This window comes from Flavobacterium algicola (genome assembly GCF_022399565.1).
GTDB lineage: Bacteria > Bacteroidota > Bacteroidia > Flavobacteriales > Flavobacteriaceae > Flavobacterium > Flavobacterium algicola.
Genome location: NZ_JAJTUT010000002.1, coordinates 338,334 through 358,826 on the forward strand (window position 1 = coordinate 338,334; position 20,493 = coordinate 358,826).

The window sequence follows — 20,493 nt, forward strand, 5'->3', positions numbered from 1 at the left end:
ATTTAATCGTTCACTCGGTTTTTAATAGTTTGTATAGTTTACTGATCTCTTTTTCAATGTTGATCAATAGTACATTTTTAACCGTTTTTACAGACTTACTATCGTCAAAAAGTTGTAAATCATAGCTACTATTACTACCTGACAAGAGTTGAACTCCCATGATAGGTTGAGAATTTTCATTAGTTCTTACTGCGGCAATAATATTATTATTTTCTGATTTATTATTGTATTCAAGAAAGGAGTAGCTGTTTTCTCCATCTTTAGTGAGTATCATATTGGCAATAGCATTGAAATATTCGTTGATTGTATCTGCGTCAAAGTCCAAATTGGAAAATATACTGTAAATAATATTTAAATTTCTTTCATCATCATTTGAATTACTTCCGAAGACAGCATCTTCAACTTTGATCGCATTGTCTTCTATGTAATAATTTCTATTTCCATTTTTTGGTAACGGATCGTTCACATACCCACGGGAAAGTGTGGTAGAAATTAAAGTTTTGTCATTGTAAACTACAGATTTATTTATTATACTATTCTTTTTTTCAATAATGATTTTTGCTTTACTAGCATGTTCTGTAATTTCAATAACATCTTTTAAAAGCTCACAGTGTATTCGATTAAAATAATGCATTGCAAACACATCATAATCAATTGCCTGCAAAACACCATCTTGCCATTTCAAAGAGATAAACTCTTTGTCTCTTTTTTGATACTCCATTCCATCAAATACTTTTCCATCTTTGAAAGTTGATTTTAAGTCATAAGTTTGAAATCTATAATTATCCATGTTTTTCAAATAATCATTTGAAAACTGATTTACTAATACTCCATTTTTGTAATAGTCGACGGCTTTAAATTCACTTTCCTGTTCTCTAAAATAGCCATCAAATGGTTTTCCATCTTTGTAGGTACCACTGTATTCTTTCTGAGGATGATCTGTAATGACAAATTGGTTACTGTATAGTACCTTAGTTGGTACTTTGTTTTCAAACTGACGAATTATCTTTTGATCATCTGTTCTATAAGAATTAACTATTACTTGCTCAGATAACATGCCATTTTTATAAGTAAGCACCTCCTTATCGCCTGTTAAGACTCCATCGTATGGTTTACCATCTTTATAATTAATTTTCGATACAATTGTTTGATCATCATCATAAAATATAGTTTCTCCATTTTTGACACCATTTTGCATAGTGTAAGTTTCTGAAGGTTTTTGGTAATCGTGGTAGAAGACAATTTGCTTGCCTGTCCTTTTGAAATTAGCTACTTGAATGATTTCGTTCTGATTATCTACCTCATTTTCGATAACAAAAGAACCTTCAAACGGTTTTCCCCCTTTATAAAAACCTTTAGCTATAATGGTACCTGTTTTAGATTTTGCAACAATTTCGTCAACTTGAATGCCTGCTTCATAATTTGCATAAATAGAAATGTCTGCGTTAAAATCAATTTTAAATGCACCTTCAAACGGATCTCCTTTCTTATAAATTAACTTATTTATCACGGCTCCTTTTTTGTCAAATTCGATAGTTTCTCCATCAAGCGATCCTTCTTTATAGTTTGCTAATCTACCTATTTTGCCATTGGAGTAATAAGAAATTACCTCCCCATGAATAACATTTTTTACAAAGGGCGTCTCTGATTTGATACCCATAGCAAAACTATTTTGTGTATAGTAATCATAAACGATACCGTTATCAATTTTATAACCATATAGAATATTGTCACCCTTTATCTGCTGCAATAGCTGATTGTTGGAGTTATAATTTTTTTGAGATTGTAGTTCATAATCAGTCGGATCGTACTTTTTAGCACTATATTCTTTAACTTGTGCTAAATGTTTACCGTCATGCCAGTACGATTTAACTCTTAGCGATATAGGAGGATTTGTAGTTTTTACTTTGGGAGCATCATAATCGTCAATTATAACTGCCTTTGTTCGTAATTTTTCCGTTTCTTCTTTCAAACGAGAGTTTCCATAGTAATCATCGGCATTTTCGATCTGAACAAAATCTCCCGATATTGGTTTTCTATTATTATAAATACCTGTCATTAAAACTTCCCCATCTTTTGTATAGACAGTCGTAGTGCCATGTTTAACTTCATTTTTGTATAGAATTTTTTTCCATATTTTTCCATCAGGATAATAATAGGTGAGTTCAGGTACGCTAGAAGTATTATAATACTGCGCAAAATTGGTATCGAACCCATTTTCATCATACCAATAGATATCTCCAATAGACGTGTCTTGTTGATCTTTCAGTGCATAACCTTGCATCTGTCTGTTGCCATTTTTATAAAAATCTTCGATCAAAACCAGTTCACCGATTTCTTTAAGGGGTAGAACTCTGTAGTAAGCATGATTTTCTTTTGTAGTTTCCTTCCAGTTAGAATCAAAATACAGAATGGTTTTCTCTTGCGAAAATGTATTTGTAATCGAAAAGTAAAAAGGAAGTATGAAAATTATTTTTAGAATTAAACGAAATTTCATGGATGGATTTTTATTATTTAAAATAGTAGAAGTTTACAAAATCGAAATATTAGTTTAATGAGAAATATTGAGACTGATTCTCAATTGTCAAATTACTATTTCATATTTTTTTTTGTTATCTCAGTTTTTTACAATGAACAACGGTTTCCAAGCAATATAAATATTAAAGATTAACCTTTGTAATTGAAGGAACAAATTTACAAATAATTTAAAAGGCATTAATATTAAAAGAAAAGTAATTGTACAAATAACAGACTTGCAGAAATATATTTATGTCGAAAATATTAATCAAGCGATTAAATAGTTTACAAGAGTTTTATTGTATTTATTCTTTTAGTAAATTTTTCACTTCTATCAATACCTAATTTTTTAGTAAATACGAGGGTCTTTTGGAGTTTAATAAATCAATTAATGGGTTTAATAGGGTGTTTTTAAAATAATATTAAGCATTTTATGAAGCAATATCAAGTATTTAAAAACAAGTCTTAAAATTAACTGTACCTTTGCAGACTATTATAAGGAGTGGCCTAATTACTTAGGGTTTACTTCATAAACACTTTATATGTCATTTCAATCATTAGGTTTATCTGCAGCCTTGCTAAAAGCAATTAGCAAAAAAGGATACACAACTCCATCGCCAATTCAGCAAAAAGCTATTCCACCTGTATTACAAGGTAAAGATGTACTAGCATCAGCTCAAACAGGTACAGGAAAAACGGCAGGTTTTACATTACCACTGCTACATTTGCTTTCAGAAAATCCAAAAGAGAAATTCAGACCAATACGCGCACTTATTTTGACACCAACACGCGAACTTGCTGCGCAGGTTTACGCCAATGTACAAGAATATAGTGAGTTTTTGGATATACGTTCTGCCGTTATATTTGGTGGAGTGAATCAAAAACCCCAAGCAGCGACAATACGCCAAGGTGTTGATATTTTGGTAGCTACTCCAGGTCGTCTATTGGATTTGGAAAAGCAAGGACTACTATCACTTAAACGTGTAGAAATTTTTGTTCTAGATGAAGCTGATCGTATGTTGGATATGGGATTTTTGCGTGATATTGAGCGTGTCATTAAAATGATGCCTACAAAACGTCAAAATTTGATGTTCTCTGCAACATTTTCGAAAGATATAAAGAAATTAGCCGTTGGAATTTTACAAAACCCAATTCAGGTTGAAGCAACTCCAGAGAATACAACAGTCGATGCAATTGAGCAAAAGGTATATCGCGTAGCTAAAGATTTGAAAGCAGATTTAATGATCAAATTAATTTCTGAAGGAAATTGGAAGCAAGTATTAGTTTTTACAAGAACTAAACATGGAGCCAATAATCTTTGTGAAAAATTAGCTAAAGCTGGAATTACAGGTGCCGCGATACATGGAAATAAAAGTCAAGGTGCCCGAACAAAAGCTTTGTCGGGATTTAAAGATGGGAGCTTACGTGTATTAGTAGCGACAGATATAGCAGCTCGTGGATTAGATATTCCGTTATTGCCACATGTTATCAATTACGAGATTCCAAATATTCCTGAAGATTATGTGCACCGCATCGGTAGAACTGGTAGAGCAGGAGCGAGTGGTGAGGCGTTATCACTAGTAAGTTCTGATGAAATGACTTTTTTGAGAGATATCGAAAAATTGATTGAACTTAAACTTCCTGTAGAGATGGTTAAAGGTTTTGAACCAGACCCTAATGAATCTACAGAACCAGTAAAAGTGGGTAGAGGTAGTCAAAATAGAACAGCTAGAAATACAACTAGACCATCTGGTAATGCAAACAGAAATTCTAATAACGATAATAAATCGAGAGCACCTAGACGCGCTACAGATAGACGTAACTAGAAAATTTGATTACTTATAGTTAATAAAAACAAAAAGCAGCCTTCTAGGCTGCTTTTGTTTTTAAAACTCTATTCTGTTATTTTAATTAGATATCTTACCGATTTACATAATAATTAGGAAAGAATTTATATTTTCGTGAATGTTAAACTGCTGAATACCACTTCATGAAAAAATATAAATACTTTTATTATCTTCTGCTTTTTGTATTAATTGGATCTGGAGTTTCTCAAAAGCTTAAATCTCAAACTCATGTTAAAACTCAAACAATCAAAATAGGAGTTTATGAAAATCCCCCTAAAATTTTTCTAAATAAAGATGGACAACCAGATGGCTTCTTTATTGATATAATTAAGGAAATAGAAGATAGAGAAAACTTGAAGTTTGAATATGTATTTGATACTTGGGACAATCACATTAAAAATTTGAAAGTAGGTAAAATTGATCTTTTACCTGATATGGTTTACTCTCCAGAGAGAGATTCTCTTTTTACTTTAAGCAAATTACCAGTGTTGAGCTCTTGGTCAGAAGTCTTTTCAAAAAAAGAACTTGATTTACATTCCGTGACAGAACTTAGTAATCTCAAAATCGGTGTTTTAAAGGGTTCTATCGAAGAAAAGTATATGAATGAATATGTACCTAAAGAATTTAATATTAGTTATCAGTTAATAAGCTATAGTTCTTATAAAAATGCAGTAAATGCGATTGATAATGGTTCGCTTGATGTAATTATTGCTGATCGATTTTTTACTTTTTCGAAATTATACGACAAAAGCTTAAAGCCTACAGGTATAATCATTAAACCCCTGGGACTTCATTTTGCTTTTACAAAAGGGAAGCATGATGAATTAAATGCTTTATTCGATAAAAATATTACTTCTCTAAAAAACGATTCGGATTCTCTTTTTTATGAATCTCTATTTCACTGGCTCGAAAAACAAAATAAGATCGAAATCCCCAATTATATTAACTGGTTGATTGTTGGTATTTTGATAGTACTAGGTATATCCTTAACCTTTGTCATTTTACTCCGAAATATTGTGAAGTCTAAAACTAAAGAGTTATTGGCAGCGAAAGAATTAGCCGGAGAAAGTGAAAACCAATACAAGTTAATTGCGGACAATATCGTTAACGGTATGATTTATCAGATGGTGACAGTAGATGAAGAACAACGGATGTTCAACTATGTTAGTGATGGGGTAGTCAAGTTGTACGGTTGCACTGCCGCTGAAGTACTTAAAAACCCTAACTTAATTTACAGTAGAATTCATCCCGATGACATCAAATTAATGAAGGATGCAGAATTGAGAGCTATTGAATCAATGTCTAATTATCAAGTAGAGGTACGTGTCATTAATCCGGACGGAAGCATAAGATGGGCATACTCCATCGCCAAGCCGAGAATGATTAATGGAATGCTATGTTGGGACGGAATCGAATATGATATCAGTGAGAGAAAACAACTTGAAATTGATCTTAAAATTGCGAAAGAAAAAGCAGAAGAATCCGATCGGTTGAAGTCAGCTTTTTTGGCCAATATGAGTCACGAGATTAGAACGCCAATGAATGGTATTTTAGGTTTTGCCGAGTTACTGAAAGAACCCAATATAAAGGAGAAGAAACAGCAAAAGTATGTCAATATTATAGAGAAAAGTGGTGTAAGGATGCTGAATATCATTAACGACATCATCAACATTTCAAAAATAGAATCAGGACAGATGGAGGTTTATACTCAAGAGTCCAACGTCAATGAGCAATTGGAATATATCTATACCTTTTTTACTCCTGAGGCTGAAAAGAAAGACATTCATTTATCCTGCAAGAAAGCCCTAAGTTATGATCATGCCTTTATAACTACAGATCGCGAGAAAGTTTTTGCCGTTCTTACCAATTTGGTGAAAAATGCTATCAACCATACTCAGCGTGGTACTATAGAATTTGGTTATGTGCTAAGAGGAGAGTTTTTAGAATTTTATGTAAAAGATACAGGTATCGGAGTTCCAAAAAACAGACAAGCTGCCATTTTTGAACGTTTTATTCAAGCAGATATAGCCAACAAAATGGCGTATCAAGGCGCAGGCTTGGGATTGTCGATTTCGAAAGCTTATGTAGAAATGCTAGGGGGTGACTTATGGTTAGAGTCAGAAGAGTGTAGAGGTAGCACATTCTTTTTCACGCTGCCTTTTACAAACATAAAGGGGAGAGACAAAATAATTTCGATAGTAGTTCAGCCTCCAGTTTCTGAGAGTTTGATTCCAAAAATTAAAATTTTGGTAGCCGAAGATGATTCCATATCACAACTTTTAATCTTAAGGGTAATAAAAGAATTTTCGAAAGAAATAATTCTGGCTAAAACTGGTTTGGAAGCAGTAGAAGCATGCCGAAAAAATTCGGATATTGATTTAATTCTAATGGATGTTCAAATGCCTGAGATGAATGGTTACGAAGCCATGACTGAAATAAGAAAGAATAATAAAGATGTAAAAATAATTGCTCAGTCTGCTTATGCTTTGCAAGGAGATAAAGAAAAGGCAGTAGAAGCAGGCGCTAATGAATACATTACAAAACCAATTAAACTAGAGGAGTTAAGACAAATTATCCATAGATATTTTAAAGTTTAACAAAGCCGTTGTAATGCCTCATATGTACATGATTGCACGTTCTATGAAATAATCATAATGTAGATTATATAAAATTGAAATAAAATCCTATAAATTTAAAGTTCAACTTATTTATAATTTTGACTTATCAATTTTAAAACACAGATCATGAATAATATAGATAACAAAAACGACAAGCAAAATACAGTAGAAAACAAATCGGTTCAATCAACTCATGTAGATTATTTTCCAGCTCATCGTTCGCGCAGACAAACAAATGCCGAGATTGCAGAAGATGGTTTCGCTGTGCGTGATGGAAGACATCCCGATTTACCAAATCCATATATAATTCCGAAATCAGCAAAGTCAAACCTTACCATAGGATCTTTACATGACCATTTTTATTTCTAGAAATTATAAGTTTCGTTTTGTAAATGCTGATAAATGTAAATCATTCAGTAAACATATCAGATATAATTCTAGAAACGAATGAATAGTTAGTAAATACTACTATTTATAAAGAATGAAGTATATTCAAGAGAAATAGCAGGTTTTGCTAGAATCTCAATTACTTTTAATAACAACGTCTCATTATTAATTGATGATGAGACGTTTTTTTATTTGAGAATCATTAAGCTAATCGGTATAAATGATGTGCATTTATAATATTTAGTTACCGCTTGTATAATGATTTCAAGACTTTTATATTTCATGTAGTGTATTATAATTATTTTATGAAGCTTAATGTAAAAAAAAACGTCCCAAAGAATTGGGACGTTTTTTGCTATATATAAATAATAATTATTGTTTCTCAATCCACAATCGTGCATTAACAAACGCTTCATGCCAAGGTGAAACTTCATCATTACGATTCGCTGGGTAATTCGCCCAGTTCCACTGAAAAGTAGAACGCTCAATATGTGGCATCATCACCAAGTGACGACCTGTAGTGTCACACATCATGGCTGTATTGTAGTCAGATCCGTTTGGATTGGCTGGGTAACTATCGTAACCGTACGTTCCTACAATGTTGTAGTTCTCTTTGGCTTCGGGTAAGTTAAATTTCCCTTCTCCGTGTGATACCCATACACCCAATGTGCTACCAGCAAGGCTAGACAGCATCACCGATTTGTTTTCGTTTACGGTAACCGACGTAAAGATGCTTTCGTGTTTATTACTGTCGTTATGCAACATTTTTCCGTGAACCTCATGCTCTGGATTGATTAATTCCAATTCCATGAACAATTGACAACCGTTACAAATTCCCACTGATAATGTGTCTTCTCTTTTAAAGAAGTTTTTCAAGGCGACATTTGCTTTCTCGTTGTACAAAAATGCTCCAGCCCAACCTTTAGCAGATCCCAGTACATCTGAGTTAGAAAAACCTCCAACCGCTCCAATGAATTGAACATCTTCTAAGTTTTCACGACCCGAGATCAAGTCGGTCATGTGGATGTCTTTCACGTCAAAACCAGCCAAGTACATTGCATTTGCAAATTCACGCTCAGAATTACTTCCTTTTTCGCGAATCACAGCTGCGATTGGACGTGGTTTACTAGCATCGATTATAGGTTTTTTTCCAGTAAAGTGAGATGGAAAAGTAAACTGTAAGGCTTGATTTTTATAATTATCAAAACGTGCTTGAGCCGTTCCGTTTTTTGATTGTTTTTGATCTAATAGAAAAGAAGTTTTGAACCAGATGTCTCTGTATTTTGCAATATCATGTTTACAAGGACCAAAGTTTAAAGTTGCCTCGTTGGTAACAGTTCCTAATTTAAAGAACTCTACTCCGTTTTTGTTCAATTGTGCTTCAACCGTTGCATCGTCTTTCGCTTGAAAAACTACTGCGATATTTTCTGCAAAAAGGTATTTGATAATGTCTTTTTCTGCAAATACAGAGAAGTCAATTTTAGCACCTAAGTTTACATCTGCAAAACACATTTCGAGTAAAGTAGTAATCAAACCACCACTTCCTATATCGTGACCTGCTAAGATTTGGTTGTCACCAATTAATTCTTGCAAACTATTGAATGCTTTTTTGAAGAAAGCAGCATCTTTTATAGTAGGAACTTCAGTTCCAATTTTGTTCAACGTTTGCGCAAAAGAAGAACCTCCCAATTTGAAGTCGTCTTGAGATAAATTGATATAATAAATAGAACCACCGTCTTTTCTCAAAACAGGTTCTACTACTTTTTTAATGTCGGTACAGTTTCCAGCAGCCGAAATAATTACCGTTCCTGGTGCGATTACTTCATCATTTGGATATTTTTGTTTCATCGATAGTGAATCTTTTCCAGTAGGAATGTTGATTCCTAACTGAATAGCAAACTCAGAACATCCTTCAACAGCAGCATACAAACGTGCATCTTCACCTTCGTTTTTACAAGCCCACATCCAGTTAGCAGACAATGACACTCCGTCTAGCCCACCTTTAATCGGTGCCCATACCAAGTTAGAAAGTGACTCTGCAATAGCAGTTCTACTTCCCGCAACAGGATCAATCAAAGCAGCGATAGGCGAGTGCCCGATAGATGTTGCAATTCCTTCTTTACCTAAATAATCCAGAGCCATAACACCACAATTGTTCAATGGCAATTGCAAAGGACCAGCACATTGTTGTTTGGCCACTTTACCAGTAACACAACGGTCTACTTTGTTAGTTAACCAATCTTTACATGCAACGGCTTCCAGTTGCAATACTTGTTCCAGGTAGGTAGAAATGTTTTTAACGCTATATTCAAGTTCATTATATTTTCTATCTATAGTCTTGTCAGTGATAACCACTTTTGGTGAACTACCAAAGAAATCTTCCAAGGCATAATCCATTGGTTTTGCACCTGTAGTTTTTGATTCGAATGTAAAACGGTGGTCGCCCGTTACATCACCCACTTCATACATAGGCGAGCGCTCACGGTCTGCAATGCGTTGCAAAATGTCGATGTCTTTTTTGGCTATAACCAATCCCATTCTTTCTTGCGATTCGTTTCCGATGATTTCCTTAGCCGAAAGGGTAGGGTCACCAACAGGTAATTTATCCAAATCAATTAGACCTCCTGTATCTTCAACCAACTCAGACAAACAGTTTAAGTGTCCACCTGCACCGTGATCGTGAATGGATACGATGGGATTAATGTCGCTTTCTACCATACCACGAATGGCATTGGCAGCACGTTTTTGCATTTCTGGATTCGAACGTTGAATCGCGTTCAACTCGATGCCAGTGCTAAAAGCACCTGTATCTGCAGAGGATACTGCAGCTCCACCCATTCCGATTCTATAATTTTCTCCACCAAGAATTACGATTTTGTCTCCTTCTTGAGGGGTGTGTTTTAATGCTTGTTCTAATTTTCCGTACCCAATTCCACCCGCTTGCATGATTACTTTGTCGAAACCTAACTTTCTACTCGCTCCAGTGAGGTTGTCTAACTGCTCGTGTTCAAAAGTAAGTACAGATCCAGTAATTAAGGGTTGACCAAATTTATTACCAAAATCAGAAGCTCCATTGGAAGCTTTGATCAAAATATCCATTGGTGTCTGATACAGCCACTCTCGTTCGACCATTCCATTTTCCCAAGGTCTATTATCCTGAGCGGAGTCGAAGGACTCTAATCGAGAGTATGATGTCATATATACAGCTGTTCCTGCTAGCGGTAACGAACCTTGACCACCTGCCAAACGGTCACGAATTTCTCCTCCCGCTCCTGTTGCAGCACCATTGAAAGGTTCTACAGTAGTAGGGAAGTTGTGTGTCTCTGCTTTTAATGAGATAACAGAATCAAAATCTTTTACTTGATAGAAATCTGCTTTGTCTGCACTTCTAGGCGCAAATTGCTGCACCTTAGGTCCTTTGACAAATGCTACGTTATCTTTATATGCAGATACGATATCACCAGGGAATTCTTGAGATGTCTTCTTGATTAGTTTAAAAAGAGAAGTGTCTTTTTCTACGCCATCAATTACAAATGTACCGTTGAAAATTTTATGGCGACAGTGCTCTGAATTCGCTTGCGAGAAAGCAAATATTTCAGAGTCAGTTAATTTGCGATTAATTTTTATCGCTAGATTATTTAAGTATTCTTCTTCTTCAGCGCTCAATGCCAAGCCTTCTTTTTTATTGAATGCTGAAATATCATCAATATCTAAAATTGGCTCTGGAGCAATATTAATTGTAAAGATATCTTGATTTAATTCATCATACTTTTGAGAAAGCATCGGATCAAAATCATTAAAATCGGCAGTTGATGGATGAAATTCCTCAATTCTAATAATTCCTTCGATACCCATATTTTGGGTAATTTCTACCGCATTGGTGCTCCATGGTGTTATCATAGTTGCACGGGGTCCAACAAAAAAATCCGTCAATGCGGATTTTTCTATTTTATTTGCGTCGGCAAAAAGCCATTTAAGTTTTGATATGTCTTGAGCTGACATCTCGTCTTCGCTCAATGCGTTTTGCGTCTGAACTGCAAAAATGGTTTTGCTTTGGTTTTCAAAGAAATGAATCATCTTGTTTTTTTTGTTGTATTGCGGTGCAAATTTAGTCAATTTAGATTAAAGATAAAATAAAAATAAGGCTGTTCTGCATCACTTTCAAAAATTGTAGAACAACACTGATTCACTATAAACTGCAATGAATTATTATACACATTTTTTCAAATTTTTTAGAATACTTCACGTGATACGAAAACTAGACACATTAGAGTAAATCACTAAGTCAGTTAAATAACTAAATACTTGTATATCAACTTTTTTGTTGCTAAAAAGTTAATATTTAAATAAATTTATAATTATTTAAATATCTGTATTTCAGTAGTTTATATATTTTTATTGTTTTTTTTAACTTTTTATAAAACCATAACTGTTAATTGCCCGTAAATCATATTATAACCATTAAATATTTACATAATGAAAAAGTCAAAAATGATTTTAGGAATGTCGCTAGTAGCGATTACGGGATTAACCTTAGTAGCAGCCGATCACATTGATGCGCCATCTGTAACTGGTAATGCGGCTGATATTACAGATTTTTATGCTTTTCAAGGGCAAGACACAAACAATATGGTATTTGCTGTAAACACACAAGGATTACTAACTCCCAATTCAACTGCTGCTGCAGCTTTTGATGAGAATGTTATGATCGAAGTGAATATCGATAATACCGGTGATAATAAAGAAGATTTGGTTATACAAGCGCTACGTAGAGGTAGCAAGATGTATTTCTTTGGACCTTATGCTCCATCTGCAACGGGTAAAACTAGCACAATTGATATCACAAAAGCTAGCGGAAGTGTGGATATCTCTAAATACGGAGCGACTGCAGTGACTTCTACAGAGAACGGAATGAAATTTTTTGCAGGACCAAGAGATGATCCATTTTTCTTTGATTTGGGACAGTACCAAGATGTGATAGCTGCAAAAGCTACAGCATTTAAAACCACTGGTTTTGACACATTTGCAGGAACAAATGTTCTTTCTGTTGTAATTGAAGTGCCAAAAGCAAAGTTAGGTACCGCAGCAACTTTAAATACTTGGGTAGAATCTAAGAAAAAGCAATAAAGAAAGATTAAGTCAAAAATATAGATTTCGAATAGTAAAGAAATCATCAAAACAATTCAAAAAGAAGATATTATGAGAACAATAAGCAATATAAAGATAATGACAGTTGTGCTAATCAGTGCACTAGGAGCCGTAAGCTGCGATAATAATGATAACGATAATACTACTCCAGTAGCGTCTCTAGATTTTTCTGGAACGTATGCACAACAAGATCAAATGGGTAGACCCGCTATTAATACTGTATTTGTAGCATCAGGACAGCCAAAAGATGATTTTAATGCCACTATACCATCTGAGATGGGGGCCAAATACCAATCGGTTTTTAAAACTAAATTATTGGCGCTGAATAGTGCGTATACGACAAACGCTTTGACATTAAGCGCAGATGCATTTACAGGTGTGTTGGCAACGGATGTTTTAAACGTTTCTATGACTAAAACTACAACATTTTTTGACGGAACAAATGTTTTAACAGGTAGAGCACTAGGTGATGATGTAATTGATACAGAATTACTTTTAATATTTGGTGGTCCAAATGGTACAGCAAATCCAGGCTTGACAAAAGATAATGTAAATAAAAATGACAAAGAATTTACTGTAGCATTCCCATATTTGGCAACTGCTTGGTAATTTCAAAGAGGTTATAAAAACCAGAGTAGTACATATTTATTTGATACTCTGGTTTTATAATAAAGAAATAGAACAAACAAATTCATATACATACTAAAAATTATGAAAGCATTTAAACTAATATTTGGATTTACATTGGGAGTTTTTACACTTATTTCTTGTGAAAACAAACCGAAGCAAATTACAAATCCACAAGACTATAAAGCATATTTAGAAATAAAAGGAAATAAGGAACTGGATCTAACCTTGGCAGAAATTGAATTTTGGGAAGCTAAATTTCAATCAGACACAATTCAAAAATCTTATTTACCTATTATTGCTTCAAAATATTCTAACTTATTTCAATACACTGGAGATATTAACGATTTGTATAAAGCATGTGAATTACTATCAAAGGCAAATAAGGCAAATGAGTATAGTAAAGTTGGTACTTTGCGGTCGCTTGCAAGAAACTACATCGCGCAACACCGTTTTAAAGAAGCGTTATCACTAGCAGAAAAAGCATTTGCAAATGGAGAAGGGAAAAAAGAATCTCAAAAATTACTGTTTGATGTGCAAATGGAATTAGGGAATTATGAGGCAGCTCTTGCTAATCTCGAAGCCGTGAAAGATATGAATGATTACGATTATCTTATTCGATTAGCTAAATGGAATGACCACATTGGAGATTTAGAAACTGCTATTACCTTCATGGAAAGAGCCAGAACTATTGCAGAAAAAAATGATAATAAAATCTTGAAAATCTGGTCTTATTCCAATTTGGGTGATTTTTATGGGCATGCTGGTAGAGTACAAGATTCATATAACAGCTATTTGAAAACTTTGGCTATAGACCCCAATTACACATATGCTTTAAAAGGAATTGCATGGATCGTTTTTTCATACGAAAGAAATACTGTAGAAGCAAAAAGGATTATTGAAATGATCGAACCGACGCATAAAACTCCAGATTTCTTACTTTTGAAGTCAGAAATCACAGCCTTTGAAGGAAAAGCAGCAGAAGCAGATGCTTATAAAGAAGCTTATTTTGAAATGTTAGCTCAAAATAATTATGGTGCTATGTATAACAAATACAATACATTACTGTATGCAGATGACAAATCGATGGCAGCAAAAGCATTAGAAATCGCAAGAGTTGAGGTGAATCATCGTCCAACTCCAGATTCTTATGATCTATTGGCTTGGTCGTACCTGAATACTGGTGATGCAAAGAAAGCACTAGCTATTGCAAATGAAAAAGTAGTAGGTAAATCTTTTGAACCACATATTCAGTATCACTTGGCTATGATTTACAAAGCAAATAATCAATTAGACAAAGTTCCTAAGATGAAAAAAGAGCTACAAGAAAGTATCTATGAATTAGGTCCTGAATTTGAAGCTAAAATTCAAAAATTATAGTAGTATGAAAATTTTTTATGTCCTCGTATTTAGTTTAATAAGCCTATCGGTGGTTGCCCAAAAAAGTAGAGGTATTGTCGTTGACGAATTGGGAACAGCCGTTGAAAATGCTTATTTAGTCAATGCTGCTTCTAATACACATGCACATACCAATGAACTTGGAATGTTTACTATAGATAAAACAGACATTGGAAATACGCTTACTATCACAGCTTTTGGATATAAAAAATTAGAATTTATTTTGCAAAATTCTGAAAGTAAGATTACGCTTGAAGATGCTATTTTTAAATTAAATGAAATCATTATTCAGCCAAAACTATCTGCTTTAAATGTAATTTCGAAGATTGATTTGGAAACTGCACCTGTCAATTCTTCCCAAGAAATTCTTCGTAAAGTGCCTGGATTGTTTATTGGTCAACATGCAGGTGGCGGTAAGGCAGAACAAATATTTTTAAGAGGTTTTGATATAGATCACGGTACCGATTTGGCGATATCTGTAGATGGAATGCCTGTAAATATGGTTTCTCACGCTCATGGGCAAGGGTATGCCGATTTGCATTTTGTTATTCCAGAAACTGTCGATAAGATTGATTTTGGAAAAGGGTCCTATTATGCTGATAAAGGAGATTTTGCAACAGCAGGTTATGTAGCTTTTCAAACCAAAGAAAAATTAGATAAAAGTATGGTGAGTCTAGAGGTAGGTCAATTTAACACCCAACGTTTGGTTGGTATGTTTAATCTTTTGGGAAATCAAAAAAAGCAATCCGCTTATATAGCTACGGAATACATATTGACAGACGGGCCTTTTGATAGTCCTCAAAATTTTAACCGTGTGAATATCATGGGTAAGTACACAACTTTAATTGATGAGAATAGCAAATTTACACTTACTGCCTCTCGTTTTTCTAGCCGTTGGGATGCTTCAGGGCAAATACCACAACGACTGGTTGATCAAGGTTTAATTTCTCGATTTGGAGCGGTGGATAATACAGAAGGGGGAACGACCTCACGTACCAATATAAATGCTGCTTTAGTGAAATCCATAGATGAAAATACCTTTGTGAAAGCGAATGTCTTTTATTCTAAATATGATTTCGAATTGTTTTCCAATTTTACATTTTTCCTTGACGACCCCATTAATGGAGATCAGATCAAGCAAAAAGAAAATCGCTCGCTTTACGGTATGAATTCTGAATTGAATAAGAAGATACAATTGAGTGATTGGAATCTTCTCTTGCAAGTTGGTGCTGGTTTTAGAGCAGATGTAATGACGGATACAGAATTATCACATACAGCTGGAAGAACAACATTGATAAATCCGATTAAGTTAGGTGACATAGAAGAGTTCAATGGTTTTAATTACTGGAATGCAGAATTTACATATGGTAAATGGATGATTAATCCTGCAGTTCGATTTGACTTTTTCAAATTTAATTACCAAGATAAATTGGCAACCACTTATTCAACTCAGTCAGAAACAGAGATCAAGCTATCTCCAAAATTGAATTTCATTTATTCTGAAAATAATAATTTGCAGTTCTTTTTTAAGACCGGTTTCGGTTTTCATTCGAATGATGCACGAGTAGTGGTTGAAAATAATGGTAAAGAAATTTTACCTAGTTCGCTTGGTTTTGATCTCGGTTCTATATTTAAAGCCACTCCCAAAGTGTTAGTGAATGCCGCCTTATGGGCATTATATTTAGAACAAGAGTTTGTGTATGTGGGTGATGCAGGTGTAATTGAGCCTAGTGGGCGTACAAAACGTATGGGAGCAGATTTGGGTATTAGATACCAAATTAGTGACTATTTATTTTTTGATACTGATGTCACGTACACATACGCTCGAAGTATCGATGAACCATCGGGACAAGATTATATTCCGCTAGCGCCAGATTTTACGGCAACGGGAGGTCTGAGTTTTCAAAAATGGAAAGGTTTCTCAGGAGGGGTTCATTACAGGCACTTGAAGAGTAGACCTGCAAATGAAGATAATTCGATTGTAGCTCAAGGTTACGGAATAGTTGATTGTAATATCAATTATGCATATAAGAAAGTGACTTTCGGACTAGCTATAGAAAACCTGCTAAATACAGAATGGAATGAAACGCAATTTGCAACAGAGACAAGATTGCAAAATGAGCTAGCTAGTGTAGAAGAGATTCATTTTACGCCAGGTACTCCTTTTTACTTAAAGGGAAAAGTAAGTTACCGATTTTAAGATTGTTTATTTGTTTGTTTTTAAGGTCTAGTGTTTTTAGTATGGCACTAGACCTTTATTTTTTAATAGTATAGAATGATAGTAAACTATTAATTATCAGACTAGGTAATTAAAACTATGTAGATAGACGTTTCTAATTCAATAGAAACGTCTTTTTTTGTATAAAATGTTTTGATTTAAATAGGTTGCTACGCTGTGATCACTGACTACATCTTGTCTTAAAATATGATAAATCTCATTATTTGCTTCTGATTTTCAAATTATCTTTGAACCCGATTTGTGTCGAGGTAAAATTTGGGGTGATGTAGTTGCGTGAAGGATGGAAGCGGCATCCTTTTTTGGGGTTTTTTCTGCCCCAAAAAAGATACAGCGTACAGCCTGACCCGCTCCCGAAGCTTCGGGATTTGGCGGGGCACGCCCAAATATTAAACAATAGATTGTTTATCTGTTATTCTTTATGAAACTGGTCATTTTTGGTGTAGATCTTAATTATCTTTTTTGTAATATTACTGTAAATATATTTTTTAATGCGAAAGATAAAATACAAAAAAGCACGTAAAACTCATAATAATCCGTTGGAATATACGGGAGCGCATAAGCGATTAGAGTCTGCCTTGCAATTGTTTGTTTATGATAACGCTGGTTTTACAGAAGATACCAATTTTGAGATTAACGATTTTAATAAAATTGATTTGTCAAAAAATAATTGGCTTAATCTTCATGGTTTAAATGATGTGCATTTGATGGAAAGTATCGGGAAGTTCTTTGCGATTGACAATTTTATACTTTCGGATATTGTGAATACCAACCGCAGAACAAAACATGAAGAATTTGAAAAAACACTGTTTTTTAATATAAAATCTTTGTTACCAACAGAAGGGACAGATAATATACATGTCGAGCAAATAAGCTTCTTGTTGAAGAAGGGTGTTTTGATATCTTTCCAAGAAAAGAAGAGTGACTTTTTTACGCACATACGAGAACGCATTCGCACACATACCGGAATTGTAAGAGAGAAAAATACTGATTATTTACTGTACTTGTTGCTAGATGCAATAATGGAGAATTTTTACATAACAATTGAAAATGAGGAGGATAAGTTAGAGGAGTTAATTGTTTTATCGAAGTCGAACTCTAATCCAGATATTTTGATTCGAATAGAGAAACATCGTGATAATTTTAACTTTTTAAAACGTTCGATTGTGCCTTTGCGCGATTCTTTACTAGCGATAAAAAACTTAAAAGGGAATGAAGGCTTTGTGATGATTGAGCAGAATTCTTTTCATTATTTTTCGCGTTTGTATCAAAAAAGTATCGAATTACTGGAGCAAATAGAATCAGATATGGGAATGCTGGAAAGTGCTTCTAATTTCTTTTTCTCGTCGCAATCTCATAAAATGAATGAGATCATGAAGACGTTAACTGTGATTTCTGCCATCTTTATTCCGATGACTTTCATAGTGGGGGTATATGGAATGAATTTTGAGAATATGCCCGAGTTGAAATATCATAATGGGTATTATACCATCATAAGTTTGATGGTTGTGTTGGGTTTATTAATGGTCTTTTACTTTAAAAAAAGAAAGTGGTTTTGATTAAAAAAAGTATAAAAATATAGAACAATGAACAAAGCAATTTATGTCGCAACAAGTGAATCCAATAGTGGGAAATCTATTGTCACTTTGGGATTGATGAGTATGTTGATGGGTAAAACAGCAAAAGTAGGCTACTTTAGACCAATTGTTGAAGATTTTGAGGACGGTAAGCAGGACAATCATATTGAAACAGTACTTTCTCATTTTAATTTGGATATTGCTTTTGAGGATGCCTACGCTATCACAAAGAGCAAATTAATTAAGAAGAAGAACAACGGTAAAATTGGTGAAGTTCTGGATTTGATTATCGAAAAATTCAAACGTCTTGAAGAGCGTTGCGATTTTGTACTGGTCGAAGGTACAAGTTTTAGCGGCGACGGTACGGCTATTGAGATGGATATGAATGTCTTGATTGCTAAAAACCTAGGTGTTCCGACAATTATTGTTAGTTCTGGAGAAGGAAAAACATTGGATGAATTTGTCGATAGTATGTATTTGGCTTTTAACTCATTTAAAATTAAAGATGTCGAAGTTGTCGCTGTAGTGGCCAATAAAGTGCAACCTGAGAACCTAGAGACGGCGATAAACGGTTTAAGAGCTGTGCTGCCAAAAGAGGTATTAATTACTTCTATACCGCTAATATCAAGTTTAAACAATCCTTCCGTTAGAGAAATCATTGAGGAGTTGGATGCTACCGTATTATTTGGTCAAGAATATTTGAATAACGAAGTAGGTACGTTTAGCGTTGGTGCGATGCAGTTGCACAATTACTTACGTCACCTGCAAGATAAAGGATTGGTAATTACTCCAGGGGACAGAGCAGATATTATTATGGGGGTTTTGCAGGCGAATGAGTCGGCAAACTATCCTTCTATTTCGGGTATCATATTAACTGGTAACATTAGACCAGAAGACAGTATTTTAAAGTTAATCGAAGGTTTGGTAAGTATTGTACCAATTATTGCGGTGAGTGAAGGTACTTATACGATTACCAATAAGATAGGTAATATAAATTCTAAGATCTATGCCGACAATACCAATAAAATAGAAACGTCTATAAATACTTTTCAACAGTATTTTGACGTTGAGGCTTTGTCAAACAAATTGAGTGATTTTGAGGTTGAAGGAATGACGCCTAAGATGTTTCAGTACAATTTGGTAAAAAGAGCCAAACAATACCGCAAGCACATCGTGTTACCCGAAGGAAGTGACGAGCGAATTATAATTGCAGCTTCTCGTTTGCTGGCAATGAATGTGGTTGATATTTCGATTATCGGGAATAAAAAGCAAATAGAGCAAAGAGTAAGTGAATTGGGAATCGATTTTGACTTTGATAAAATTAAAATAATCAATCCGATCGAATCTCCGTTTTATGATGATTATGCCAATACGTACTACCAATTACGTAAAGCTAAAAATGTGACTTTGGCTATGGCAATGGATCTAATGGAAGATGTATCTTATTTTGGGACCATGATGGTGTACAAAGGAGATGCAGATGGCATGGTATCTGGGGCGGCCCACACTACTCAGCATACAATTTTACCCGCTTTGCAGTTTATAAAAACCAAACCTGAGTCTTCTGTAGTGTCCTCTGTATTTTTTATGTGCTTAGAAGATCGTGTTTCTGTATTTGGAGATTGTGCTATTAATCCAAACCCAACAGCTGAACAGTTAGCTGAAATTGCTATATCATCTGCTGATACCAGTTTGGCATTCGGAATTGAACCGAAGATCGCTATGCTGTCTTATTCATCAGGTTCATCAGGTAAAGGAGATGAGGTCGACAAGGTGCGTAAAGCAACCGAGATTGTTCGCGGTAAACGTCCAGATCTAAAAATTGAAGGCCCAATTCAGTACGATGCCGCAGTTGATAAGATCATCGGTCAAAGTAAAATGCCAAATTCAGAAGTAGCTGGTCAAGCCAGTGTTTTAATCTTTCCTGATTTGAATACGGGAAACAATACCTACAAAGCTGTTCAAAGAGAAACAGGTGCATTGGCAATTGGTCCAATGTTGCAAGGTTTAAATAAGCCGGTAAATGATTTGAGTAGGGGTTGTACTGTTGATGATATTATCAATACAGTAGTAATTACCGCTATTCAAGCACAGGGATTATAGTAAATTAAAATTAAATAAATATAAAACACTATAGA

General features: G+C 34.4%; 11 protein-coding genes. 9 read left to right on the forward strand and 2 right to left on the reverse strand.

Features of this window, described 5'->3' with window-relative positions:
• Positions 1–10 precede the first annotated feature (10 nt).
• Positions 11–2,497: a toxin-antitoxin system YwqK family antitoxin gene (locus LXH21_RS08190; protein ID WP_239864509.1), complete on the reverse strand. Its 2,487-nt coding sequence runs from the start codon at positions 2,495–2,497 to the stop codon at positions 11–13.
• 562 nt (positions 2,498–3,059) lie between these two features.
• On the opposite strand from LXH21_RS08190, the gene LXH21_RS08195 reads away from it, so the two are divergent.
• The 3 genes from LXH21_RS08195 (at position 3,060) to LXH21_RS08205 (ending at position 7,351) form a co-directional block, all read left to right on the forward strand.
• On the forward strand, positions 3,060–4,343 hold the full coding sequence (locus LXH21_RS08195) for a DEAD/DEAH box helicase (protein ID WP_239864518.1): 1,284 nt from the start codon (positions 3,060–3,062) through the stop codon (positions 4,341–4,343).
• Positions 4,344–4,507: 164 nt separating this feature from the next.
• Positions 4,508–6,961, forward strand: a complete 2,454-nt coding sequence (locus tag LXH21_RS08200; protein ID WP_239864520.1) for a response regulator — start codon at positions 4,508–4,510, stop codon at positions 6,959–6,961.
• A 147-nt stretch (positions 6,962–7,108) separates the two neighbouring features.
• Entirely contained in the window at positions 7,109–7,351 is a 243-nt protein-coding gene (locus LXH21_RS08205) for a hypothetical protein (RefSeq protein WP_239864529.1), read from the forward strand.
• Between the two features lie 390 nt (positions 7,352–7,741).
• Here LXH21_RS08205 and purL read toward each other — a convergent pair whose 3' ends face one another.
• Positions 7,742–11,446 carry a phosphoribosylformylglycinamidine synthase gene (gene purL / locus LXH21_RS08210; RefSeq protein WP_239864538.1) on the reverse strand — a complete coding sequence of 1,235 codons (3,705 nt, stop codon included), beginning with the start codon at positions 11,444–11,446 and terminating at the stop codon, positions 7,742–7,744.
• Positions 11,447–11,845: 399 nt separating this feature from the next.
• On the opposite strand from purL, the gene LXH21_RS08215 reads away from it, so the two are divergent.
• The 6 genes from LXH21_RS08215 to pta all read left to right on the forward strand — a co-directional run bounded on the left by LXH21_RS08215 (position 11,846) and on the right by pta (position 20,458).
• Positions 11,846–12,496 carry a DUF4331 family protein gene (locus tag LXH21_RS08215; RefSeq protein ID WP_239864540.1) on the forward strand — a complete coding sequence of 217 codons (651 nt, stop codon included), beginning with the start codon at positions 11,846–11,848 and terminating at the stop codon, positions 12,494–12,496.
• A 72-nt stretch (positions 12,497–12,568) separates the two neighbouring features.
• A complete protein-coding gene (locus tag LXH21_RS08220) occupies positions 12,569–13,126 on the forward strand; it encodes a DUF4331 family protein (RefSeq protein ID WP_239864542.1) in 558 nt (185 codons plus the stop codon).
• Positions 13,127–13,228: 102 nt separating this feature from the next.
• The gene (locus LXH21_RS08225) at positions 13,229–14,524 is read left to right on the forward strand and encodes a tetratricopeptide repeat protein (protein ID WP_239864544.1); all 1,296 of its coding nucleotides are present in this window, start codon (positions 13,229–13,231) and stop codon (positions 14,522–14,524) included.
• Between the two features lie 4 nt (positions 14,525–14,528).
• On the forward strand, positions 14,529–16,742 hold the full coding sequence (locus tag LXH21_RS08230; protein WP_239864546.1) for a TonB-dependent receptor: 2,214 nt from the start codon (positions 14,529–14,531) through the stop codon (positions 16,740–16,742).
• Positions 16,743–17,269: 527 nt separating this feature from the next.
• On the forward strand, positions 17,270–18,337 hold the full coding sequence (corA, locus tag LXH21_RS08235) for a magnesium/cobalt transporter CorA (protein ID WP_239864548.1): 1,068 nt from the start codon (positions 17,270–17,272) through the stop codon (positions 18,335–18,337).
• 27 nt (positions 18,338–18,364) lie between these two features.
• Positions 18,365–20,458, forward strand: a complete 2,094-nt coding sequence (pta, locus tag LXH21_RS08240; RefSeq protein ID WP_239864550.1) for a phosphate acetyltransferase — start codon at positions 18,365–18,367, stop codon at positions 20,456–20,458.
• Positions 20,459–20,493 lie beyond the last annotated feature (35 nt).